Source organism: Halopseudomonas pertucinogena, from assembly GCF_014646575.1.
GTDB lineage: Bacteria > Pseudomonadota > Gammaproteobacteria > Pseudomonadales > Pseudomonadaceae > Halopseudomonas > Halopseudomonas pertucinogena.
This window is the reverse complement of the sequence record NZ_BMNN01000001.1, coordinates 17,956-41,420: the sequence shown is the minus strand read 5'-3', so window position 1 is coordinate 41,420 and position 23,465 is coordinate 17,956. Positions and strand designations below refer to the sequence as shown.

The 23,465-nt window shown below is 64.6% G+C and carries 24 protein-coding genes; 9 read left to right on the top strand and 15 right to left on the bottom strand.

Annotation, left to right across the window (positions count from 1 at the left end; all coding sequences use genetic code 11):
* Positions 1 to 44: 44 nt before the first annotated feature.
* From IEW63_RS00215 to mreB, 4 genes are all read right to left on the bottom strand, one after another.
* Positions 45 to 638, bottom strand: a complete 594-nt coding sequence (locus IEW63_RS00215; protein WP_188634603.1) for a Maf family protein — start codon at positions 636 to 638, stop codon at positions 45 to 47.
* Positions 628 to 1,101 (bottom strand): rod shape-determining protein MreD, encoded by a 474-nt coding sequence (gene mreD, locus IEW63_RS00210; RefSeq protein WP_188634602.1) that lies wholly within the window; start codon positions 1,099 to 1,101, stop codon positions 628 to 630. The genes IEW63_RS00215 and mreD overlap by 11 nt, the downstream gene beginning before the upstream one ends.
* Entirely contained in the window at positions 1,091 to 2,041 is a 951-nt protein-coding gene (gene mreC, locus IEW63_RS00205; protein ID WP_188635500.1) for a rod shape-determining protein MreC, read from the bottom strand. The genes mreD and mreC overlap by 11 nt, the downstream gene beginning before the upstream one ends.
* 80 nt (positions 2,042 to 2,121) lie before the next feature.
* The gene (gene mreB / locus IEW63_RS00200; RefSeq protein WP_185268553.1) at positions 2,122 to 3,159 is read right to left on the bottom strand and encodes a rod shape-determining protein MreB; all 1,038 of its coding nucleotides are present in this window, start codon (positions 3,157 to 3,159) and stop codon (positions 2,122 to 2,124) included.
* A gap of 258 nt (positions 3,160 to 3,417) precedes the next feature.
* Between mreB and gatC the strand changes: the two genes are divergently transcribed.
* The 5 genes from gatC (at position 3,418) to IEW63_RS00175 (ending at position 9,209) form a co-directional block, all read left to right on the top strand.
* Entirely contained in the window at positions 3,418 to 3,705 is a 288-nt protein-coding gene (gatC, locus tag IEW63_RS00195) for an Asp-tRNA(Asn)/Glu-tRNA(Gln) amidotransferase subunit GatC (protein WP_188634601.1), read from the top strand.
* Between the two features lie 21 nt (positions 3,706 to 3,726).
* Complete coding sequence (gatA, locus tag IEW63_RS00190) at positions 3,727 to 5,187, top strand: Asp-tRNA(Asn)/Glu-tRNA(Gln) amidotransferase subunit GatA (protein WP_188634600.1); 1,461 nt, start codon at positions 3,727 to 3,729, stop codon at positions 5,185 to 5,187.
* A gap of 2 nt (positions 5,188 to 5,189) precedes the next feature.
* A complete protein-coding gene (gene gatB, locus IEW63_RS00185) occupies positions 5,190 to 6,635 on the top strand; it encodes an Asp-tRNA(Asn)/Glu-tRNA(Gln) amidotransferase subunit GatB (RefSeq protein ID WP_188634599.1) in 1,446 nt (481 codons plus the stop codon).
* Between the two features lie 61 nt (positions 6,636 to 6,696).
* The gene (locus tag IEW63_RS00180; RefSeq protein ID WP_188635499.1) at positions 6,697 to 7,089 is read left to right on the top strand and encodes a septal ring lytic transglycosylase RlpA family protein; all 393 of its coding nucleotides are present in this window, start codon (positions 6,697 to 6,699) and stop codon (positions 7,087 to 7,089) included.
* A gap of 71 nt (positions 7,090 to 7,160) precedes the next feature.
* On the top strand, positions 7,161 to 9,209 hold the full coding sequence (locus IEW63_RS00175) for a BCCT family transporter (RefSeq protein WP_188634598.1): 2,049 nt from the start codon (positions 7,161 to 7,163) through the stop codon (positions 9,207 to 9,209).
* 41 nt (positions 9,210 to 9,250) lie between these two features.
* Here the strand turns inward: IEW63_RS00175 and IEW63_RS00170 are convergent, their stop codons facing one another.
* On the bottom strand, positions 9,251 to 9,835 hold the full coding sequence (locus IEW63_RS00170; RefSeq protein ID WP_188634597.1) for a YajG family lipoprotein: 585 nt from the start codon (positions 9,833 to 9,835) through the stop codon (positions 9,251 to 9,253).
* A gap of 49 nt (positions 9,836 to 9,884) precedes the next feature.
* A complete protein-coding gene (locus IEW63_RS00165; RefSeq protein WP_229710228.1) occupies positions 9,885 to 10,187 on the bottom strand; it encodes a PA4642 family protein in 303 nt (100 codons plus the stop codon).
* 203 nt (positions 10,188 to 10,390) lie between these two features.
* On the opposite strand from IEW63_RS00165, the gene dauA reads away from it, so the two are divergent.
* Positions 10,391 to 12,136, top strand: a complete 1,746-nt coding sequence (gene dauA / locus IEW63_RS00160) for a C4-dicarboxylic acid transporter DauA (RefSeq protein WP_188635497.1) — start codon at positions 10,391 to 10,393, stop codon at positions 12,134 to 12,136.
* A 6-nt stretch (positions 12,137 to 12,142) separates the two neighbouring features.
* Here the strand turns inward: dauA and IEW63_RS00155 are convergent, their stop codons facing one another.
* On the bottom strand, positions 12,143 to 12,700 hold the full coding sequence (locus tag IEW63_RS00155) for a hypoxanthine-guanine phosphoribosyltransferase (protein ID WP_188634596.1): 558 nt from the start codon (positions 12,698 to 12,700) through the stop codon (positions 12,143 to 12,145).
* A gap of 152 nt (positions 12,701 to 12,852) precedes the next feature.
* Between IEW63_RS00155 and upp the strand changes: the two genes are divergently transcribed.
* Entirely contained in the window at positions 12,853 to 13,494 is a 642-nt protein-coding gene (upp, locus tag IEW63_RS00150) for a uracil phosphoribosyltransferase (protein WP_188634595.1), read from the top strand.
* Positions 13,494 to 14,747, top strand: coding sequence for a uracil-xanthine permease family protein (locus IEW63_RS00145; protein WP_188634594.1), 1,254 nt, complete (start codon positions 13,494 to 13,496; stop codon positions 14,745 to 14,747). The genes upp and IEW63_RS00145 overlap by 1 nt, the downstream gene beginning before the upstream one ends.
* Before the next feature lie 3 nt (positions 14,748 to 14,750).
* Here the strand turns inward: IEW63_RS00145 and IEW63_RS00140 are convergent, their stop codons facing one another.
* The 7 genes from IEW63_RS00140 to hemH form a co-directional block, all read right to left on the bottom strand.
* A complete protein-coding gene (locus IEW63_RS00140; protein WP_229710227.1) occupies positions 14,751 to 15,152 on the bottom strand; it encodes a type IV pilin protein in 402 nt (133 codons plus the stop codon).
* Positions 15,149 to 17,824 (bottom strand): pilus assembly protein, encoded by a 2,676-nt coding sequence (locus tag IEW63_RS00135; RefSeq protein ID WP_188634592.1) that lies wholly within the window; start codon positions 17,822 to 17,824, stop codon positions 15,149 to 15,151. Before IEW63_RS00135 ends, IEW63_RS00140 begins: the two co-directional genes overlap by 4 nt.
* The gene (locus IEW63_RS00130) at positions 17,805 to 18,302 is read right to left on the bottom strand and encodes a pilus assembly PilX family protein (protein WP_188634591.1); all 498 of its coding nucleotides are present in this window, start codon (positions 18,300 to 18,302) and stop codon (positions 17,805 to 17,807) included. Before IEW63_RS00130 ends, IEW63_RS00135 begins: the two co-directional genes overlap by 20 nt.
* Before the next feature lie 2 nt (positions 18,303 to 18,304).
* The gene (locus IEW63_RS00125) at positions 18,305 to 19,084 is read right to left on the bottom strand and encodes a PilW family protein (protein ID WP_188634590.1); all 780 of its coding nucleotides are present in this window, start codon (positions 19,082 to 19,084) and stop codon (positions 18,305 to 18,307) included.
* A complete protein-coding gene (gene pilV / locus IEW63_RS00120; protein WP_229710224.1) occupies positions 19,081 to 19,530 on the bottom strand; it encodes a type IV pilus modification protein PilV in 450 nt (149 codons plus the stop codon). The genes IEW63_RS00125 and pilV overlap by 4 nt, the downstream gene beginning before the upstream one ends.
* Positions 19,531 to 19,685: 155 nt before the next feature.
* Positions 19,686 to 20,654 carry a 2-hydroxyacid dehydrogenase gene (locus IEW63_RS00115; protein ID WP_188634588.1) on the bottom strand — a complete coding sequence of 323 codons (969 nt, stop codon included), beginning with the start codon at positions 20,652 to 20,654 and terminating at the stop codon, positions 19,686 to 19,688.
* Between the two features lie 5 nt (positions 20,655 to 20,659).
* On the bottom strand, positions 20,660 to 21,676 hold the full coding sequence (gene hemH, locus IEW63_RS00110) for a ferrochelatase (RefSeq protein ID WP_188634587.1): 1,017 nt from the start codon (positions 21,674 to 21,676) through the stop codon (positions 20,660 to 20,662).
* Positions 21,677 to 21,867: 191 nt separating this feature from the next.
* On the opposite strand from hemH, the gene IEW63_RS00105 reads away from it, so the two are divergent.
* Positions 21,868 to 22,845, top strand: coding sequence for an NAD(P)/FAD-dependent oxidoreductase (locus IEW63_RS00105; protein WP_188634586.1), 978 nt, complete (start codon positions 21,868 to 21,870; stop codon positions 22,843 to 22,845).
* 76 nt (positions 22,846 to 22,921) lie between these two features.
* Here IEW63_RS00105 and IEW63_RS00100 read toward each other — a convergent pair whose 3' ends face one another.
* A complete protein-coding gene (locus tag IEW63_RS00100; protein WP_188634585.1) occupies positions 22,922 to 23,434 on the bottom strand; it encodes an acyloxyacyl hydrolase in 513 nt (170 codons plus the stop codon).
* Positions 23,435 to 23,465 lie beyond the last annotated feature (31 nt).

Here is a 23,465-nt window from a genome sequence, read left to right as displayed (position 1 = left end):
GCACCTTCAACAGTCCCTCAGCATACCTGCTGGTGTCCGCCCTGTCAGCGCGCCTGCCAGCAGCGGATACCGAACCGATCGAGCAGCTCGGCCGTCTCCATCAGCGGCAGGCCGACCACCGCGCTGTAACTGCCTTCGAGATGGGCGACGAAGACCGCAGCCAGGCCCTGGATACCGTAGCTGCCCGCCTTGTCCTGCGGCTCGCCGGTGTCCCAGTAGGCAGCCAGCTCAGCCTCGGCCAGCGGGCGGAAACGGACCCGGGAGATCACCAGCCGAACCTGCAGCTCATCGCCACGGGCTACCGCTACCGCCGTCATCACCTGATGTTCGCGCCCGGACAGTGCCCGCAGCGTGCGCAGCGCATCGTCACGATCACGCGGCTTGCCAAGGATGGTGCCGTCCAGCACCACGGCAGTGTCGGCGGCCAGCACCACGGCGCCGGCAGGCGCCAGGGCAACGCCGGCCCGTACCTTGTCGCGGGTAACCCGTTGCACGTAGGACTCGGCGGATTCGTCCGCCAGCGGCTGTTCATCGACAGCACAGCGCACCAGCCGTACCGGCACGCCGATCTGCTCCAGCAATTCCCGCCGGCGCGGCGAGGCGGAGGCCAGATACAGCAGCGAGCGATCAGAGGACATGGAAACGCCGGCGCAGCAGCCGGAGTACGGTGAACACCCAGGGCCAGAGCACTGTACTGATCACCGCCGGCAGCAGATACAGCAGCGTGGGCGGGCGGCTGCCGGCCAGGCTGCTGAGCCACAGCGACACCATCTGGGCAATGCCCAGCACCGGCAGCATGACCAGGCTCTGCTGCCACAGCGGGAAGCGGCGGATGCGCTGGTACAGCAGCAGTATCAGCCAGGCGACCATCACCAGCACCAGCGCATTCTGTCCGAACAGCTCACCGAACAGCACATCGGTCGCCAGCCCGGCCACCCATGCCGTCAGCAATCCGACACGGTGCGGCAGTGCCATGACCCAGTAGGCCGTTACCAGCGCCAACCACATGGGACGGCCGGCATCGAAGGGTGCCGGCATCGGCACCACGCTGAGGATGAGGGCCGCCAGAAAGGTCAGGCCGATGATCAGGCTACTGCGCATCGCTCGTCTCCTCCTGTGCCGGCGCCTGCGGCTGGGTGTCCGCGGGTTGTTCCGGGGCCTCGCCCTCCAGCTCGGTTTCCGCTCCTTCGCCCTCGGTCTCCAGACTCAGCGAGGGGAATACCTGGCCGTAGGCGCTTTCCGGGCTGAATACCAGCAGCAGATAGCGACTGCGGTTGAGCTGTGCGGTGGGCTCGACCCGTACTTCGGCAAAGGGCTGGGAGGAGTCGCGGTTGACATGGACCACCCGGCCCACCGGATAGCCGGCGGGGAAGCGCTGGCCCAGCCCGGAGCTGACGACAATGTCATCCACCCGGATATCGGCAGTATCCCCCACATGCCGAAGCTCCAGCCATTCGCTGTTGCCGGTGCCGCTGGCAATGGCGCGCAGACCGTTACGGTTGACCTGCACCGGCAGACTGTGGGAGACGTCGGTGACCAGCAGCACGCGGGAGGTGAACGGCAGCACTTCGACCACCTGCCCCATCAGACCGGTGGCGTCCAGCACCGGCTGGCCGAGGAACACCCCGTCGCGCTCGCCCTTGTCGATCATGATGCGCTGGGAAAAGGGATTGGGGTCAATGCCGATCAGCTCGGCGACCAGCACCCGCTCATCAAGCAGTTCGGAGGAATTCAGCAGTTCGCGCAGCCGCACGTTCTGCTCGGTCAGCGACGCCAGCTTCTGCAGCTTGTGCCTGGCCAGCAGGGCCTCGGCGCGCAGCCGCTCGTTCTCGGCGATCAGGTCTGCCCGACTGGTCAGCTGCAGATACACCGCGTCCCATGCGCGCACGGGCAGCTCGGCAACATAATAGAGGGGCGTCAGCACCATGCCCAGCTGCGAGCGCAGGGGCTTGAGTGCGGCAAAGCGGGCGTCGACCACCATCAGCACCAGCGAAAGCACCGTCAATGCGAAGAAGCGGACCCCGAGTGACGGGCCTTTGATGAAGAGCGGCTTGATGATGGGCTCCTTGGGACAGCACGCGACGGCTCAGACGGCCGGCCCCGGCGGGCCGGCCACGCCGGTCATTCGGTGGACAGCAGGTCCATGGCGTGCTGGTCCATCATCTCCAGCGCGCGCCCACCGCCACGGGCCACACAGGTCAGCGGCTCTTCCGCGACAATCACCGGCAGGCCGGTTTCCTGGGCGAGCAGCTTGTCCAGATCCCGCAGCAGCGCGCCGCCGCCGGTCAGAATCAGGCCGCGCTCGGCGATATCGGAGGCCAGCTCCGGTGGCGACTGTTCCAGCGCGCTCTTGACCGCCTGGACGATGGTCTGCAGCGATTCCTGCAGCGCCTCCAGCACCTCGTTGGAGTTCAGGGTGAAGGCTCGCGGCACGCCCTCGGCCAGGTTGCGGCCGCGCACGTCCACCTCCAGCACCTCGCCACCGGGGAAGGCCACGCCGATTTCCTGCTTGATACGCTCGGCGGTGGATTCCCCGATCAGGCTGCCGTAGTTGCGGCGTACATAGGTGATGATGGCTTCATCGAAACGATCCCCACCGACCCGTACCGACTCGGCGTAGACCACGCCATTCAGGGAAATGAGGGCGATCTCGGTAGTACCGCCACCGATGTCCACCACCATGGAGCCATGGGCTTCCTCTACCGGCAGGCCGGCACCGATGGCTGCAGCCATGGGCTCCTCGATCAGGTAGACTTCCCGGGCGCCGGCACCCAGTGCGGATTCGCGGATCGCCCGGCGCTCGACCTGGGTGGACTTGCAGGGCACGCAGATCAGCACCCGCGGGCTGGGCTGGATGAAGCTGTTTTCGTGAACCTTGTTGATGAAGTACTGCAGCATCTTCTCGCAGACGCTGAAATCGGCGATGACGCCGTCCTTCATCGGCCGGATGGCCTGGATGTTGCCCGGGGTACGGCCCAGCATGCGCTTGGCCTCGGTGCCGACGGCCACTACGCTTTTCTGGTTGCCATGGGTACGAATTGCAACAACGGAGGGCTCATCCAGAACGATGCCCCGCTCGCGGACGTAGATCAGTGTGTTGGCGGTTCCCAGGTCGATGGAAAGATCACTGGAAAACATGCCGCGAATTTTCTTGAACATTCTGTTTATATACCCCGAGGGCATTGTGGTTTAAGTCACGGGAGCATGGAAAAAAGACAGCTACCTGGCAAAGGGCCACCAGACCCGTGGCAAACAGCGGCAGTATGCCTCGGACACAGGCAACTGATCGATACGTCCCGAAGTGTCGCAACTCTAACAATGGCGGGGTTTTTGGGCAAGGCGCGGATGTGGTAAATTCCCTCCTTTTCCCGGGACCACGCGCATTAACCCGGCTCATTCGCTTCAAGGAGAAAACACATGGCCCTGGATCGCTCCGACGTGGAACGCCTCGCCCATCTGGCACGCATTGGCCTCCAGGATGCGGACATTCCCGCCACCGCCGCCAAGCTGTCCAGCATCATGGGTCTGATCGACAGAATGCAGGCCGTTGATACCAGCGGCATCGAGCCCCTGTCCCACCCGCTGGAAGCCACCCAGCGTCTGCGCGCCGATGAGGTCACCGAAGTCGACCAGCGCGACGCGCTGCAGTCCATCGCTCCGGCCACTGAACAGGGGCTGTATCTGGTACCCCGGGTTATCGAATAATTGACACGAGATTCCACTTTCATGCATGAGAAATCCCTCGCCGAGCTGTCCTCGGCCCTGCACAGCAAGGCGATCTCCAGCGTCGAGCTGACCGAGCTGTACCTCAAGCGCGTCGAGCAGCATGACGGCACCCTGAACAGTTTCATCACGGTCACCCCCGAACTGGCTCTGGAGCAGGCCCGCGCCGCCGATGCCCGCCTGGCCGACGGCACCGCAGGCCCGCTGACCGGCATTCCGATCGCGCACAAGGACCTGTTCTGTACCCGCGGCGTGCGCACCAGCTGCGGCTCGAAGATGCTCGACAACTTCATTGCGCCCTATGAGTCGGCCATTACCCAGCGTCTGCTGGACGCCGGCACCGTGATGCTTGGCAAGACCAACATGGACGAATTCGCCATGGGCTCCTCCAACGAGTCCAGTTTCTATGGCCCGGTGCGCAACCCGTGGGATACCCGGCGTATTCCCGGCGGTTCCTCCGGCGGCTCGGCTGCGGCGGTGGCCGCACGGTTGTGCGCCGCGGCCACCGGGACCGATACCGGCGGCTCCATCCGTCAGCCTGCGGGTTTCACCGGCATCACCGGACTCAAGCCGACCTATGGCCGGCTGTCGCGCTGGGGCATGATTGCCTACGCCTCAAGCCTGGATCAGGGCGGCCCGATGGCCCGCAGCGCCGAGGATTGCGCCATGCTGATGCAGGCCATGGCCGGCTTCGATGAAAGGGATTCGACATCGGTCGATCAGCCGGTACCGGATTACAGCGCCGAGCTGAACAAGCCGCTGGCCGGCCTGCGGGTGGGTCTGCCCAGGGAGTATTTCGCCGAGGGCCTGGACGCCAGCATTGCCGACGTCATCGGTGCGGCGATCACACAGTTGCAGGCGCTGGGTGCCGAGGTGAAGGACATCAGCCTGCCGAATGCCGAGCTGGCGATTCCTGCCTATTACGTGATCGCGTCCGCCGAGGCGTCCTCCAACCTGTCGCGTTTCGACGGCGTGCGCTTCGGCTACCGCTGCGAGAACCCCACGGACCTCAACGACCTGTACCTGCGCTCCCGCGCCGAGGGCTTCGGCGACGAGGTCAAGCGCCGTATCATGGTGGGCACCTACGCCCTGTCCGCCGGCTATTACGATGCCTACTACCTGCAGGCGCAGAAGATCCGTCGGATGATCAAGAATGATTTCATGGCGGCCTTCGACGAGGTGGACGTGATCCTCAGTCCCACCTCCCCGGCGCCAGCCTTTGCGCTGGGCGAAAAGATCGATGATCCGGTGAACCTGTACCTGACCGACATCTACACCATCACCGCCAATCTGGCAGGCATTCCCGGTATCGCCCTGCCCGCCGGCTTCGCCAGTGGCCTGCCGGTCGGCATGCAGCTGCTGGGCCGCTACTTCAGCGAACCGCAACTGCTGAACATCGCCCACCAGTATCAGCAGGCCACCGACTGGCACACGCGTACTCCGGCTGGTCTTGAGGAACACTGAACATGCAATGGGAAATCGTCATCGGGCTGGAAATTCATGCACAGCTCACCACCGCGTCGAAGATCTTCTCCGGCAGCGACACTACCTTCGGCGCCGAGCCCAACACCCAGGCCAGCCTGATCGACCTGGCCATGCCCGGCACCCTGCCGGTGCTCAACGCCCAGGCAGTGAAGAACGCCGTGAAGTTCGGCCTGGCGATCAATGCCGAGATCGGCATGACCAACGTCTTCGCCCGCAAGAACTATTTCTATCCTGACCTGCCAAAGGGCTATCAGATCAGCCAGATGGAGCTGCCCATTGTCGGCAAGGGTTTCGTTGACATCACTCTGGATGACGGCACCGTCAAGCGTGTCGGCGTGACCCGTGCGCATCTGGAAGAGGACGCCGGCAAGAGCCTGCACGAAGACTTCCACGGCATGAGCGGCATCGACCTGAACCGGGCCGGCACGCCGCTGCTGGAGATCGTCTCCGAACCGGACATGCGCAGCGCGAAAGAGGCGGTGGCCTACGCCAGGACCATCCACTCGCTGGTGCGCTACCTGGGCATCTGTGACGGCAACATGGCCGAGGGCTCGTTCCGCTGCGACTGCAACGTCTCGGTGCGGCCGAAAGGCCAGACCGAGTTCGGCACCCGCTGCGAGATCAAGAACGTCAACTCGTTCCGCTTCATCGAACGGGCGATCAATACCGAGGTGCAGCGCCAGATCGAGCTGATCGAGGACGGCGGCAAGGTCATCCAGGAAACCCGCCTGTACGACCCGAACAAGGACGAGACGCGCTCCATGCGCAGCAAGGAAGAGGCCAACGACTACCGCTACTTCCCCGACCCGGACCTGCTGCCGGTGATCATCGAGCCTGCCTTCGTCGAGCAGGTACGCGGCGAGCTGCCCGAATTGCCCCAGCAGAAGCGCGAGCGCTTCCAGAGCGAGTTCGGCCTGTCCGCCTACGACGCCAGCGTGCTGTCGGCCAGTCGCGAGATGGCCGACTACTTCGAACAGGTCCAGCAGACCTGCGGCGACGCCAAGCTGGCGGCCAACTGGGTGATGGGCGAGCTGTCCAGCCTGCTGAACAGATCGGATATCGACATCGACCAGTCGCCGGTCAGCGCCGAGCACCTGGGCGGCATGATCCTGCGCATCAAGGACAACACCATTTCCGGCAAGATTGCCAAGATGGTGTTCGAGGCCATGGCCAACGGTGAAGGCAGTGCGGATCAGATCATCGAAGCCAGGGGCCTGAAACAGGTCACCGACAGCGGCGCGATCGAGGCCCTGCTGGACGAGGTCCTGGCCGCCAACGCCGAGCAGGTCGAGCAATACCGTGCCAGCGACGAGAACAAGCGCGGCAAGATGTTCGGCTTCTTTGTCGGCCAGGCCATGCGAGCATCAAAGGGCAAGGCCAACCCGCAGCAGGTCAACGAACTGCTGAAGCAGAAGCTGGATGGCTGAGCGCATGGCTCTCTGGCAATGGCTTATCGGTGAACTCCTGCGCCCCACCGGCACCAAGCCGATGTGGCGCAGGCACTGGCTGCTGGCGGTCCTGCTTGCGTTGTCCAGCCATACTGCGGTCGGCAACAGCCCCATGGACAGCGGGGGCCTGAGCTACGATGCCGAGGGCCGCGCTTCCTACTACTCATCCCGCCTGCACGGCCGGCCCACCGCCAGTGGCGAGGAGTACGACGAAACCGCGCTGACCGCAGCACATCCGCATCTGCCCTTCGATACCCAGCTGTGCATCACCAACCTGAAGAATGGGCGCAGCACCGCGGTGCGGGTCAATGACCGCGGGCCTTTTGTCGGTGGACGCATCATTGACGTGTCCCGGGCCGCTGCACGGGAGCTTGGCATGCTTCGGGCCGGGACCGCAAAGGTCAAGGTGGAAGCCTGCAGCATGGATACCTGAATCCGGACGGGCACTTATCTGACGCGGCTATACTCCAAAGGTACACATCAGACCTGAGGAGCTAGTCCCGTATGCCGGAAGCGACACGGAAACGACTCTGGAACACCACCATCCTGCTGCCGGTATTCATACCGGCATTCTTTTTCATCCTGCTGCTGGTCATCGGTACCGCCAGCCAGCCGGAACTGGCCGGCGAGCTGTTCGCTTCGGTACTGGGTTACATCACCGAGACCTTCGGCTGGTTCTACATGCTGGCAGTGGCGATATTCCTGGTATTCGTGGTCATCGTTGCCCTGAGCAAATGGGGACACATCAAGCTGGGACCCGACCATGCCGACCCGCAATACAGCTTCCCCGCCTGGTTTGCCATGTTGTTCTCCGCCGGCTACGGCATCGCCCTGCTGTTCTTCGGGGTCGCCGAGCCGGTACTCCATTATGCCGACCCTCCCGAGGGAGCCGAAGGCCTGACGGTGGATGCGGCCAAACAGGCCATGCAGATCGCCTTCTTCCACTGGGGTTTTCATATCTGGGCCATCTACGGCCTGACCGGGCTGGTACTGGCCTATTTCTCCTTCCGCCATGGCCTGCCGCTGTCAATCCGTTCGGCGCTCTATCCGCTGATCGGCGAACGCATCCACGGCCCGATCGGGCACGCGGTGGACACCTTCGCCATTCTCGGCACCATGTTCGGTATTGCCACGACACTGGGACTGTCGGTGGCGCAGATGAATGCGGGGCTCAACTACCTGTGGCCATCAATTCCTCTCAGTACCTGGGTACAGATCGGCTGTATCGGCGGTATCACCCTGCTGACAATGGGCTCGGTGGTGGCAGGCATGGACAAGGGCATCAAGCGGTTGGCCATGCTCAACATGGCCATCGCCACCGCGCTGATGCTGTTCATCTTCTTCGTCGGCCCGACCATTTTCATTCTGGAAACCTTTCTGCAGAACACCGGCAGCTACCTGAACAACATTGTCGAGCGTACCTTCAATCTGCAGGCCTATTCGCGCAGCGACTGGATCGGCAACTGGACGCTGTTCATTTTCGGCTGGACCATCGCCTGGGCACCCTTCGTCGGCCTGTTCATTGCCAAGATCAGCCGTGGCCGGACGATCCGCCAGTTCGTCTTCGGCGTGATGCTGGTGCCTACGCTGTTTACCTTTTTCTGGTTCTCGGTGTTTGGCGACACCGCGCTGCACCTGATCATCAACCAGGGCTATAACGAGCTGATCGACCAGGTGCAGGCTGACAACGCCATCGCCCTGTTCAAGCTGCTGGAGCAGTTTCCGTTCACGGCAGTCGCCTCCTTCCTCACGGTTCTGCTGATCACGCTGTTCTTCATCACCTCGGCGGATTCCGGTGCCCTGGTGGTCGACTCGCTGGCCTCCGGCGGCGCTCTGGTTACACCGGCCTGGCAGCGTGGCGCATGGGCCATTCTCAGCGGGGTGCTGGCATCGGTACTGTTGCTCGCCGGTGGGCTCAAGGCCCTGCAGAGCATGGCGGTCGCCAGCGCGTTGCCGTTTGCCATCATCATGCTGCTTTCTGCTCTGGGCATGTGGCGGGCGCTGGTGATCGAGAGTCACCATCAGAAGGTCAACGTGCATTCCAACCGCAGCGGCGGCAACCAGGGTGCCAGGCTGTGGCGCAAGCGCCTGGCAGGCATCGTCAACTACCCGGAAAAGGATGAGGTGGAGCAGTTCATCAAGGGTACCGCTCTGACCGCAATGATCCGGGTGGCCAAGGGGCTCCAGGCCCAGTCATGGCCAGCAGAGGTACATTATGATGAGGAGCACAGCCGTGCCTATTTGGAAGTGGTGGTACCGGATCAGCTGGACTTCCTCTACGAAATCCGCCTGCGTGATTATCTGCGCCCGGCCTTTGCCCATCCGGATACCACCGAAACAGCTGACGAGGAAAGCTTCTACTACCGTGCCGAGGTCTTTCTGCGCCGCGGCGGCCAGGCCTATGACGTCTACGGTTATGACGACAGGGAACTGATCGGCGACATTCTCGACCATTTCGAGAAGTATCTGGACTTCCTGCACCTGACGCCCGGGGTACTGCCATGGAACATGGCGGAGCATGACGAGATGCTGCATCCGCCGAAAGCGGACTGATGGCAACAACGGGCCACCGGGAGGTGGCCCTTTCACTGTGGTTACTGCTGCAGAACGCGGGTGATTTCCGGGTCGCGGAAGACACGCGACAAGGCATCGCTCATGACCTCGGTGACCAGGCGGGTGTTGGTGGCCTGGTTGGGCGCATAGCCGAAGCGATGCTGGGCCGAAGCACTGTAGCGGCCATTGTAGCGCTGGTTCAGCGAACGAACCTCGGCAGTGAAGGCGGCCGAGATATCCGCCTGGGTGACGTAAACGCCGTCCTTGGGCGAGACATAGGACAGCTCGGCAAGACTCACCACCAGACTGTTGGCATTGGGCGTACCCTGGGGCACAACCTGGAACCCCAGCTTGCGCAGCGCCTGTTCCACCTGCTGACGCACCTGGTCGATAGCCTGCGGGTTGATGGTCAGATTGCTGGAATCAGGATATAGCCCGCCGCGGGTGCCCAGCACCGGGGAGCTGCGGCTGTCCTGCACGGTCACCGTCACCGGCTGCTGACGGGCCACCTGACTCAGCGGCGCGTTGATCGTCGGTGCCACGTTCAACTGCTGCGGGCTGTGGGCGCAGCCGGCCAGCACCGCTGCCAGCACCACGACGCCTGCCCAGCGCGAATATTTCAACATATCTGGTTCCTCCAGCGATGGAATGAGTTTGCCAACCGGCCGTCGGTCATCACTCTTCGACCGGGTGCGCGCCCGCTGCGAGAAGCGCCGCCACGTACTCGTCAGCCTGTTCGTGTTCACTGATGAGCTGCAGTACCGTGCGCCCCCGGACATCCACGGCATTGACGTCGTGCCCCGCCGCCTGAAACATCTCGAGAAAGCGCATGAAGTCATGCGCACGCAGACTCCGGTAGGCCCGGGCCAGGATATAGTGATCAACCGGCTCGTCACCCTGCGGGCGGAACCCGAGGAACACGGCAATCTGTTCGTCGGTCATGGGCTCGCCAACCACCTTCTTCTTGTCTTTACGCACGGACAACCTCTTCAAGTAGATAAACCAGCAACAAGGGGTAAATTGTAACCATCCGGCCGCCCGGCCACCAGCACCGCGCAGATCGAGGCGAAGCGCGGGCACTACAATGCCGGACCGCCGAGGAGTATGCTGATAGGCGGCCTGCTGCATTTCCATCAGGGTAGCCCTGCAATCTGTCGTCGCAGCAGGCACCTGGGCTGTCGATAGAGGAATCATCATGTCCAACGCGTCTTTTCGCCCCCCCTCTTTTCACTGCCCTGCGCGAGACCTTCCGCCAGGGCTATTCGCTGGCCCATCTTCGCAGCGACATCCTTGCCGGCATCACCGTCGGCATCATCGCCATCCCGCTGGGCATGGCGCTGGCCATCGCCGTGGGCGTGGCGCCGCAGCATGGCCTCTATACCGGCATCGTCGGGGGCCTCATCATCGCCCTGTGCGGCGGTTCGCGTTTCAATATCTCGGGGCCCACCGCTGCCTTCGTGGTGATCCTGCTGCCAATCACCCAGCAGTACGGTCTGGGCGGACTGCTGCTGGTGACCCTGATGGCCGGGGCCATTCTGGTCGCCCTCGGTCTGGCGCGCATGGGCAACCTGATCCAGTTCGTGCCCTACCCCGTGGTGATGGGCTTCACTGCAGGCATCGCCATCGTCATCGCGACGCTGCAGATCAAGGACTTTTTCGGGCTGCAGGAAATCGGCCAGCACAGCAACTACATTGAGCAGCTGCACGCACTGGCCCTGGCATTGCCTTCGTTCAGCCCGGGCGATGCGCTGGTCGGCGCAGTGACCCTGGCAGTGCTCATTCTCTGGCCGCGGCTGACGCGCCGCATCCCCGGCCACCTGATTGCGCTGCTGCTGGGCAGCCTGCTGGGCGCCCTGCTGATGCATCTGGATGTATCGGTTGCCACCCTCGGCAGCCGCTTCAGCTACGAGCTGGATGGCGTCACCCATGCCGGTATCCCGCCCTTCGCGCCCCAGTGGGTATTGCCCTGGCAACTGCCCGGCGCCGATGGCCAGCCGCTGGTGATAAATTTCGAGCTGCTGCGCCAGCTGCTGCCTTCGGCCATCGCCGTCGCAATGCTCGGCGCTATCGAATCGCTGCTCTGCGCGCTGGTGGCCGACGGCATGGCCGGCACCCGGCATGATCCCAACGCCGAGTTGCTCGGTCAGGGGCTGGGCAACATGCTGGTGCCGTTCTTCGGCGGGATCACTGCCACTGCCGCCCTCGCCCGTACCGCCACCAGCGTCCGCAGCGGGGCACATTCACCTATTGCGGCGGTGGTGCATGCGCTGGTCATATTTCTCGCGGTGGTATTGCTGGCCCGGCTGTTCGCCTGGCTGCCGATGGCATCACTGGCGGCGATGCTGCTGATCGTTGCCTGGAACATGAGTGAGGCGCGGCGGGTGGTTCGGCTGCTGCGTGTCGGCCCGCGTCAGGATGTGCTGGTGCTGATGATCTGCCTGCTTCTTACCGTACTGTTCGACATGGTGCTGGCGGTGGGGGTCGGTCTGCTGCTGGCGTCGGCGCTGTTCATCAAGCGCATGGCCGATCTCAGCGGTGGAGCACCGGACCAGCCCCGCACGGACGTCGGGCAACTGCCGGAAGACCTGGCGGTATACCGTATCCATGGCCCCCTGTTCTTCGCTGCTGCGGACAAGGCGCTGCGCGCACTGAGCCAGTTCGATGAGCGGATCAGGCACCTGATCATCGACATGGAATCCGTGCCGAGCATGGACATGAGCGCCCTGGTGCTGTTCGAGCAGGCACTGCTGGACCTCGAACAACGGGGCATTCATGTCTACATGACGGGAGTGAAGCCGGCGCTGAGGCTCAAGTTGAAACGGGCCGGCGTGGGCGCCCGGCGGGATGTCAGAAGCTTCGCCGTCACCCCAGAGCGTGCCGCCCGGCTGATCGACGAACAGCGGACGGCGGGCGCCGCTGGAGACTGACCGGGCTCAGTGACCCTTCAGCGCATAGATGCCGGCGGCATTGCGCCAGTAGCCCTTGTAGTCCAGGCCGTAGCCGAAGACGTAGCGGTCGACCACATCCAGCCCGGTGAAGTCGGCACGCATGTCCGGATAGGCCTTGCGGTCGTGGGTCTTGTCCAGCAGCACGGCGGTGAGCACCTGCTCGGCACCGGCATCGCGACAATATTCCATGATCGCCGCCAGGGTGTGCCCTTCGTCCAGAATGTCGTCGATGATCAGCACCGTGCGCCCAACCAGAGAATGCTCGGCCCGGGCCTTCCAGAACAGCTCGCTGCCGGACAGCTTGTTGCGGTAGCGGGTGGCGTGCAGGTAGCCCACTTCCATCGGGAAATTCAGGCGGGTGAGCAACTGGCCGGCAATGATCAGCCCGCCGTTCATCACGCTGTAGACGATCGGGTTGCTGTCCTTCAGCTGATCGGTGATGGCGGCCGCCATCCTGTCCATGGCAGCCTCGACCTGCTGCTGAGTGTAGAGGCAATCGGCCTCTTCCATCACCTGTCTGACGTGATCGAGATCAAGGGACATGCAAAGCCTCCGGGGCATGGAAAAGCGACGCAAAATACTGCACCTGACGCAGCCATGCAAGCAATGCGATGATTTGGCGCAGCTTTGCGGATGACCGGCCTGCCACATTGGTTTACGCTATCGGCGTATTTGGCCCGCCTGGAATCCCACCAATGAAGATCCGTGAAATTCAGCACCCCCTTATCCGCCATAAACTCGGTCTGATGCGTCGCAACGATATCAGTACCAAGAACTTCCGTGAACTGGCGCAGGAAATTGCTGCCCTGCTGACCTATGAAGCCACCAAGGACATGCCGGTTGAGACCCATACTATCCAGGGTTGGTGCGGCAATGTCGACGTCGAGAAACTCGCCGGCAAGAAAATCACCGTCGTGCCGATCCTGCGTGCTGGCCTGGGCATGCTCGACGGTGTTCTGAGTCTCATCCCCAGCGCCCGGGTCAGCATGATCGGACTGGTACGCAACGAGGAGACCCTGGAAGCGGATACCTATATGGAGAAGCTGGTCGGCGAGCTCAACCAGCGGCGTGCTCTGATTGTCGACCCGATGCTGGCGACCGGGGGCTCCATGATTGCCACCATCGAGCTGCTCAAGCGTGCCGGCGCGCACGAGATCCGGGCCCTGGTGCTGGTAGCGGCCCCCGAAGGCATCAAGCGGGTGAACGCGCTGCATCCGGACGTGGAGATATTCACTGCTTCGGTCGACGAGCGGCTCAATGAACAGGGCTACATCATCCCCGGCCTGGGCGATGCCGGTGACAAGATCTTCGGCACCCGGCAGAAGGACGTTCATTGATGGAGAACATGAACACCAGCGGCTGGCGTACGCTGGTCGCCGGCTCGCAGATGCTGTTCGTGGCATTCGGCGCGCTGGTGCTGATGCCATTGATCACCGGCATGAGCCCCAGCGTGGCGCTGTTCACCGCCGGTCTGGGGACGCTGATCTTCTATTTCGTCAGCGGCCGCCAGATCCCGGTATTTCTCGCCTCCAGTTTCGCCTTCATTGCCCCCATTCTCTACAGCAACCAGACCTGGGGGCTGCCTGCCACCCTGGGCGGCCTGGTTGCTGCGGGCCTGGTCTACATGCTGCTGAGCCTCGCCGTGCATCTGCGTGGCCCCGGCTTCATCCAGAAGCTGCTGCCGCCGGTGGTAGTCGGCCCGGTGATCATGGTCATCGGGCTGGGCCTGGCGTCCACTGCGGTGAACATGGCTTCCGGCAAGTCCGGTGATGGCAGCATCCAGCTGGTGGACTACTCCACCGCGCTCATCATTTCCATCGCTTCCCTGGTCACCACGCTTCTGGTTGCCGTGTATGGCCGTGGGCTGTTCCGGCTGGTGCCGATCATGGCCGGGGTAGCAGTGGGTTACATGCTCTCCTGGCTGCTGGGTGTAGCCAGCTTCACGCAGGTCGCGCAAGCCAGCTGGCTGGCCACACCGGAGTTCGTGCGCCCCGAGTTCCATCTGGCAGCCATCCTGTTCATGATCCCGGTGGCCATTGCGCCGGCCATCGAGCATGTCGGCGATATCATGGCGATCGGCGCGGTCACCGGCAAGGATTACATCCGCAAGCCCGGCCTGCAGCGCACCCTGTTGGGCGACGGTTTGGGCACCTCTGCCGCCGCCTTCTTCGGCGGCCCGCCGAGCACCACCTATTCCGAGGTGACCGGTGCAGTGGTACTGACCCGCAACTTCAATCCCACGGTGATGGTGTGGGCCGCTGTATTCGCCATCTGCCTGGCCTTCGTCGAGAAGTTCGGTGCCGTGCTGCTGGGCATGCCGGTGCCGGTGATGGGGGGCATCCTGTGCCTGCTGTTTGGCTCCATTGCGGTAGTCGGGATCAATATCCTGATACGGCACAATGTCGATCTGGCCGATGCGCGCAACCTGAGTATCGTTTCAGTCACCCTGGTGTTCGGTATCGGAGGTATGGCCATCGGCAACCAGACCGTTACCCTGCAGGGCATCAGCCTCTGCGGTGTGGTGGCCATCCTGCTCAACCTGATGCTGCCGGCGAGCAAGCCCGTGGCGGAGCACGACCCCGCTCCATGAATATCAGCGCCGCCAGCACTTGCTGTCATCGGGTGTACGCTGGTTGACCTGATTGACGCTGTAGCTGGCGCAGGCATCGCCGGCCATGATGCCACCCGGCACGGCCGTGGCGGTAAGGGTAAACCCCTCTGCCGCGGTGCTGACCGCAATCCGGTACACCGCTGCGCCGGTCGGCGGGCTCTGGGTCGGGACCGGAGCGGCCGGTTCGGCATCATAGGTGCCATGCCGCGTGTAGTGGCGCTCCAGCAACTGCGCACTCTCGAGCATGACGGTGGACACCTCCGCCCTCCGGGCCTGCCGTACATGCTCCTGGTAGGAAGGCAGGGCGATGGTCGCGAGAATGCCGAGCACGACCACCACCAGCATGATCTCGATCAGAGTGAATCCCCGCTGCGTTCCGTTCATTTCAGCTGGCGCCATATGATGCGTTCGAAGCTGCACTGTGACTCACCGGCCAGCAGCGCGAGCTCCCGGGAGCCCGGCACCAGGTAGCGCTCACCGGCACAGCCCGGAAGCCGCGAAGCATCGGCCAGCTCGATCAGGCCCAGGCCCCCTGGCAAGCCGTCAGGCAGTTCGAGCCCGGCCGCCGGCACGTCATCCCCGTCCACCCGCAGATCGCCAGTGACGTCCAGCGTGGCCTCCGGTGGCAGGCCACCGCTGGCCAGCATCAGCGACATCAGCCAGCCACCGGTATGGGTAATGCACGGGTCACCGGTATCCACGCCGGCAACTGTTGTGGGGAACATGACCCGGGAATGGCGCACCACCGCTTCGTGAATCACCCGCTCCCCCGGCACGCCGTCGAACGGCAGGTGCCAGCCATGCCGGCTCGACCAGTCCACGGGCGTGGCATCGACCACGCGCAGGCGCTGGCCTGTCACGGGGTCGACGGTGGCGTGCAGGCGCTGCTTCTGCAGTGCAGCAGGCGAAAGCCCGGCGGAGGTACCGGGCCTATCCAGCACCGCATAGAACGCCTGGACCTGCGTATCGGCAAGATCCCCGGCCTCCAGCAATTTGCCGGTGCCGAACATCAGCAGATTGCCGTCGCCGGTGAATCGCGGAAGCAGTACCGGCTGCGAGGTGATGGGCTGCCCCGGTGCGGCAGTGAACAGGGGCGTACCGGCATTGGCCACGCGCCAGCCGGCCGGGTCGTTGCCTATCAGGTCAAATTTCCAGAGTTGCCCGTGCAGGTCGCCGGCGATGGCGGCGCGCAGCGTTCCAGCCGAATCGAACTGCAGAACCGGTGCGGACAGACCGTTGCCGTGTGTGGCCCCGTCCCTGCCGCCGACCGTCAGTTCCGCCAGCAATGCCCCGGTGAGCATATCGAGCGCCAGCAAGGACGCCTGGCCCCGCGCACTGCCGTAGCCGTTGCCCAGGATCAGCACCGCGCGGTCTCCCAGCTGGGCAAACTGCGGCGGACCGTAGACGTGGCCCAGCCCGGGGATTTCATCGGCTCCGCGCTCCCGCAATACCTGCGGGATATCGGCGGATTCGCTGAACAGGCGCAGCGCAAACAGCGCCCTGCCCCCGGCACCCAGGCCGCCGGCAGCGACCGTCGCCCATTCGCCCGACAGACTCACGTCGCCCACCGCCAGGCGGCCATCAACGCCCGAGCGATGCTGGTAGCCCTGCGCATAGCCCGGATGGGCACGCGCACCGAGCCCGCGGTGAGCCGCTGCCGGCAGGTATGAGTAGAGATGGCCGCCTTCGCTGTCGAACAGCCGGACAAACCCGTCATTGGAGCCCACAATTACCGCTTCGGGCATGCGGCGCAGGCGGCGCGCCAGGTAACTGTCATAACCACGCACCATGGTCGCCGACAATGCGTGATGGTCTGCGCCTGTTACCAGCGGCGCCGAACGGACGATATCGCCCAGCAGCCGATCGCGGCGGCGCAGATCGGGGTCCTCCTCGCCCCTGGCCCAGTTCAGCAGGCGTTGCCCCTCCTCGCGGCCGAGTCCGGCGCGCTGCGCCTCCTGCTCCAGTAGTCGCTGTTGAACCGTGCTCAGCGCCGACAGGGTGCCCGAGTCCAGCGGAACACCGACGCCGGCGGCACCGCCCTCGCCACGGCGCCAGGTTTCAAAGCGCCCGGTCGGGCTGCCGGGGAGAAAACTGCCGTCGGTATCCATCAACAGCCCCGAGGGTGCACCGTCCTCGCCGATGCGGTAGGCCCTGAGGCTGCCGCTCCAGTCCGCGGTATCGATCCGGGTCTGGTACACGCGGTCCGCTCCAACCGCCACGGCGCCGGCTCCGGTATCGATGCCGCCCGCTGCTCCGGCCACCGAGGTCATGGAGAGCAGCGCGGCAGTCAGCGCACCTTCCAGGTCCGGGAAATCGCCCACCTGCACATGCTCGCCAGCGCCGGCGGCGGCGGCCCGCTGCAGGTAACCACCACCCGCTGCCAGCGCGACGGTGGAGGTGCGCAGATTCTGGACGGCAAAGGCCGGGTCATCCCAGCTGGAGCCGGCCAGGTCGGCTCCGCCGCTGCGCAGGTCGACCTGCCAGGCCTCCCGCGCCTGCTCTTCCAGGTCGATGGCGGCGACTTCCTCTTCGGGCTGGTCGCCCGCCACGATAAGGCCGAGATTGTGCTGGCAGCGCAACGTCTGAGGGCTGACCAGCGGATCGCCGAGATGGTCGGCAACGCCGCGCCAGGCAGCGGCAAGAGCAGCGCTGCTGCCACCGGCCAGCGGTCGGAGGTCCGTCAGCGCCCGGTGCATCGTGGCACGCCGTGCGTCCCCATCGGTACCGCCCGCTTCAGCGAGCATGACGCCAACCGGGGCCGACTCACCCGCCAGCGGGGCACGCAGCCCAAACAGCCCGAAGCGCAGCTCATGATGCCTGTCCATCAGCGTCTTCACTGCTTCACCGACGCCGGACAGGACAGCATCGCCGGCGGGATCGGTCGCGGCAATGGACGTGTTGTCCAGCAACAGCAGCACATTCGGCGGCACCACCGAGGCGGCCTGCATCGGTCCGCTGAAGGGCGCGAACGCGGATGCCTGCGCTGCCAGCACGGCGCTGGCCAATGCAGTCGAGAGCAGAATCAGCCGACGAGTTTCACAGACGGGAATAGGCATAGACAGCCTCCAGCAGGGTCGGGGACGAGTCGCGCCGGCTGAGCACCGATACGCGGTACAGGGTGCCGGTTGCACCGGCGGCAATATTGACCGCCAGTGCGCTGTCCCCCAGTTGGACGATACGAAACCAGACCTCCGTCTCCTCTCCGGTGATGGCGGTCGGCACCCGCTGCCATTCAGGGCCGGGGGATCCCGAGGCGCCCGGGCGCAACAGCGCGGCGGGGACATCACACCCCCCTCCGCTGCAGACCGACGTCGGCAGCATCAGCTCTCGCAGGTTCAGTTGCTGCTCGACATGGCGCAGACCGCTTTCGGCAGCCTGAAAACCGAGATTCATCCGCTGGGCGTTGTGTGCCATCCGCTCCTGCAGCGCCGAGCTGGAAACACCACCCAGTGCCATCAGCGTCAGCACCAGCAGCAGGACCAGGCTGACAAGGAGAGTGCTGCCCTGCTGGGAGTGTCGACCGACCGGCATCATGGTCAGTCCAGTCGGTTGCGCAGGGCCGTCACCAGCGTGTACTGCTGGGGCCGGGGCTGAGCTGCGCGCGGGTCGGCCGGATCGTGCATCAGTCGCAGCGCCAGCCGCACGCTGCGTACCAGATCCGCCTGCCCGGGCCCGAGGGCGCTCTGGTAGCCGCCGGCAAGCCGGCGCTCCCCGGCACTGTCCGCCAGGCCGAACCGCACATCAAGGCTCGCCACGCCATCGATGAGCGTTTCGAAGTGCCCGGCATCGTTCAGCCGCGCCTGCAGACTGTAGCGGGACTGACGGTATTCGATCTGGCGTACCGCTATCAGGAAGTCACCCGGCTGCACGCTCAGCTCCTCGGTGCCGGTGGCGATACGCAGCTCATCGAGGCAGTTGCTGGCCAGCAGCCATCTGGCATCGTAGTCCGCCGCGCTGCGCACGCCCGGCCCGGTTATCGAGTCATGCGCGCTGACCGCGGTCACCAGCCTGAGTACACCATCGCTGTAGCTGATCGGTTCGGCGAACTCGGCCGGCAGGCTTGCCCGGGTGGAAGCGGACAGGCGCTGCAGGTCAAGGCAGCCGAACATGCCCGCCTGCCGGATATCTCGACTCATGCGCGCCAGAATGAATCGGGCGTTCTCCTGCATGGACGCCAGTTGCTGCTGCATGAGGAAACTCTGCTTGTTACCAAGCAGCATCTGGGTTACGCCGAGCACCAGGAGCAGGCCGAGGGTCATGGCCACCATCAGCTCCACCAGGCTGATGCCGCGCTGTGCGCTCCCAGGTCCGATCATGGCTGCCCGCCGATCAGCGCGGAGACCGTCAGCGAGGCGCTGCCGGCATCCGCCAGTATGCGTTCCTCGGACCAGCTCAACGTTACCGTCGCCCGCTGACCGGCGATGGTCACGGCGCCCTGCCCGCCCGGGAGCAGACAACTGACCGCATGGGTGAAATCGGCAAGGTCGGTGGCGCGGATGGAGGCCGGCGTGGTTGGCGCGTCCGCCCGGCAGCCCGGGCCAACACTGACTGCGTAGTGTTCCAGCTCGACGGCATTGGCGCGCACCCGATCAAGCAGATCATAGGCAATGAAACTGGCCTGGGTGCGGTCCGCTGCGCTGGTGCTCAAGCGCAGGGCGCTGGTCTGCATCATCACTGCACCGAGCGCCCCAACAGCCAGCAGCAGCAGCGAGATGACCACTTCCAGCAGGCTGAAGCCATTCTGACGCATGGGTCTGTTCAAGATCGGGCACCCCGCAAGCAAATGGATTGCTCCCAGGTATTGCCCACTCCTGGAACGAAGCGCGGAAGTTACCGAGCGTTTCTCACCAACGCATCGCCTGAATGTGTGGCCCGCTGCTTTCTGTGAAGTGGGTCAAGTGCAATATGCCGATCAGATTACGGCGCGACCCGGCGTGGCGACGGGCCAGTCCCGCTGCTGGCATGCCGCAGGTTCTCCGCAAGCTGGCCGACGATACGCTGGCGCGCCTCCCGGCTGCCCCAGGCACAGTGCGGGGTAATAACCAGGTTGGGCAACCGGGCGTCGAGCAGCGGATTGCCGTTGACCGGCGGTTCCTCGGTCAGTACGTCCAGCCCCGCGCCCCCCAGATGACCGCAGCGCAGGCTGTCGAGCAATGCCTGCTCGTCCACCAGCCCGCCACGCCCGGCGTTGATCAGGAGACTGCCTGGCTTCATCGCCGCCAGTTCAGCCGCCCCGATCATGCCCCGGGTGGCGTCCGTCAACGGACAGTGCAGGGAGAGCACATCGACCTCCGGCAGCAGTTGCTCCAGGGACGGCCGGTCCGGGTGTTCGCGCCCCGGGATCGAGCCGACCCTGACGCGCATGCCAAAGGCGCTGGCCAGACGCGCCACCTCCCGACCCAGCTCGCCGTAGCCGAGGATCCCGAGGGTCCGGCCGGACAGCTCGCCGATCGGGTAATCAAGCAGACAGAACTGGCTGCTGCGCTGCCAGGCGCCGTCCTGTACCGCCTGGCGATAGGCGTCGTACCGGGTGATCAACACCAGCATGAGCATCAGGGTGTGCTGGGCAACCGCGGGGGTGCCGTAGGCCTGGCAGTTGTAGACCGCGATACCGCGCCGTGCGGCTGCCTGCAGATCGACATTGTTGGTCCCTGTCGCTGCGATCAGGATGACCTTCAATTCCGGGCAGGCCTGCATGACCTCGTCATCGATCACCACCTTGTTGGTGATCACCACCTGATGCGCGCCGATGCGTTCGGCCACCTGATGCGGCGCGGTCGCATCGTACAGGGTCAGCCCTGCGGTGCTGTCATGCAGGGTGCGAAGATCGAGATCGCCCTGGTCCAGCGATGCGTGGTCGAGAAAGACGGCAGTCATTCCGTTCATCCTGTTCACCCTCGCACCGGCTCGCTGCGCGCCCAGCCGGCCAGCACATCCATCCACTGCGGCTGATCGTTGAGGCAGGGGATCAGCACCAGCTCCTCGCCGCCGGCATTGATGAACTGCTCGCGCCCGCGATCTCCGATTTCTTCCAGGGTTTCAATGCAGTCCGCAGTGAAAGCCGGGCACATGACCAGCAGCCGCTTGACGCCGCGGGCGGCGAGCTCATCCAGCTGCGCCTCGGTATAGGGTTCGATCCACTTGGCGCGGCCCAGTCGGGACTGGAAAGCACTGCTCCATTGGTCATCCCTGAGGCCGAGCCGCTGGGCGATAGCGCGGCTGCCCCCCAGACACTGGGCACGGTAACAGGTGGCATGGGCCGGAGACGGGCGCTCGCAGCAGCCCGGGGTCAGACAGTGCCTGCCGGTCGGGTCGACCTTCTGCAGATGGCGTTCCGGCAGCCCGTGATAACTGAACAGCAGATGATCGAACCCGCCTTCCAGATGGGGACGGCTGCTGTCCGCCAGGGCGTCCAGATAGTCGGGGCGATCATGGAACACCGGCAGGATGGTCAGGCGCACCTGCAGGCGATGCTGTTCGATCACCCGCTCGACCTCGCGTATGGCCGTGGTGACCGTACTGTCAGCGAACTGGGGATACTGGTGCATCAGCAGGATCTCACCGACACCCTGCTGCGCCAGCGCAAGCACGCCACGCTCGATGGACGGCTCGCCATAGCGCATGGCCAGTTCCACCGGCATGTCCAGCCGATTGCGCAGCTGGTCGCGCACCCGCTCGCTGATCACCACCAGCGGAGAACCTTCATCCCACCAGATGGAGGCATAGGCCGCCGCCGACTCCGCGGGACGCCGCACCAGAATCAGGCTGACCAGCAACCGCCGCAGCGGCCACGGAAGATCCACGACACAGGGATCCATCAGGAACTGGTTGAGATAGCGGCGTACATCGGCAACTTCGGTGCTGGCCGGCGAACCCAGATTCACCAGCAGGACTCCACGTTCGGACATCAGGCTATCTCCCATAGGACTCATCATGTAAACGATGCCGCAGATTGTACCCCGCCCGCCGTGCTTTTGCCGCCAAAGGCGCTGATAGGCGGTGGCTATTGACGGCGGCGGGCCGCAGTTGCAGTGCCGGCATGATTCGGTAATGCTTGGCCGAACCGCGCGTTCCCCGCGCTCCCGGGCAAGGACAGAATATGCAGGACACAGTTGCGCAAGTCGCCGTGATCGGCGCCGGTCTGGCCGGTATCAGTGCGGCAATGACCCTGGTCGAGTCGGATCTGCCGGCCACCCTTTTTTCAGCCGACCTTCCGGTCGGCGGACGTCTGGGTGGCGCGGGTCACGTCGACCTGGGTGCCCAGTATTTCACTGCCCGCCATCCCGCGTTCCGCCTGGCCAGCCGGGAGTGGCAAGAACGCGGCTGGGTGGCGGAATGGCCCGCGGATCTGTACCGCTACGACGACGAACACGGGCTGCGCCCCTCCGCCGATGATGTCCAGCGTCTGGTGGCGGTGCCGCGCATGAATGCGCTGGCCGGGCACCTGGTTCAAGGCTTGCCGTTACAGCATGCGGACATCGTCTCGCTGCGCAGAACGACGGATGATCAGTGGTTCCTCCACAGCGGGGAAGGAGCGGAATACGGCCCTTTCAGCGCGGTGATCATCGCTACTCCGCCCGCTGCGGCAACCGAGCTGCTGAGCGTGGCGCCGCAACTGCAGCAGGACGTGGCACGGGTTCGCATGCGCCCGTGCTGGGCCGTGGATCTGCAGTTCGCCCAGCCGCTGACCACGCCGGTGGACGCCTGCTTTGTGCGCAGCGGCCCGCTGGACTGGCTGTGCCGTGACAGCAGCAAACCGCAGCGGGCCGCCGGCGAGCGATGGGTGCTGCAGTCCACAGCCAGCTGGGCGGAGCAACACGCTGGCGCCAGCCAGGAACAGGTGATAAGCGAGCTGGCGTTGGCAATGTCGCGTGTGACCGGCCTGAGCCTACCCCAGCCGGTCGCAACCACAGCGTTTTTCTGGTCGCAGGCGCGGCCAGCGGAACAGTTGAAATGGGGAGCACTGGCGGCGCCGAGATTAAGTCTGTACGTATGCGGGGATTGGTGCCTGGGCGGGCGGGTGGAAAATGCCTGGTTGAGCGGGCGTCAGGCGGCCCAGGCATTACTTGGGCAGTAGCGCGGGTAAACCTGCGCCTGCAGGGGCGTCGACCTCGGCGCGATAGGCGCGCAAAGCGCGCCCCGCCACCATCGCCTCAGAAAGCCAGCCGATAATAGACAGCCGCCATGTCGATCCCGTCGTTAGGCTGCTTGATGCTGGCGTTGGAGTAGTGGTAATAGCGCACCCCCACTTCGGATCCACCGGAAAAGGCAAGGCCCGCCCCCAGACGGTCTTCGAACTGGAACTTGCTGCCCAGGTCCTGATCGTCCAGATCCGTCTCGGTGAAATAGGCCGCGCCGATTCCGCCTTCGAGGAAGGGGGTCACGCCGGCGTCGCTGGTGCCGAAGCTCAGGCGGAACATGGGCGTAATCGTCAGACTGGTGGCGTCCAGGCTGCTCCAGCGGGTAACCCCGGCATCCCAGTAGCCATCCAGCTTCACGCCGCCACCGTCGCTCTGCCACAGCGTGCGGCCGAACTCGAACTGGGCGCCCAGCCGGTAGGTGGTGGTATTTTCCGAGGACTCGCCGATCTGGACCGTGATGCCGTCCAGCGCCAGCGCAGCAGGCATAACAAGCAGAGTGGATAGTGCGAGAACAGCTCTCTTCATCTTGTCGTTTCCTTACCAGAGGTGTACGGGT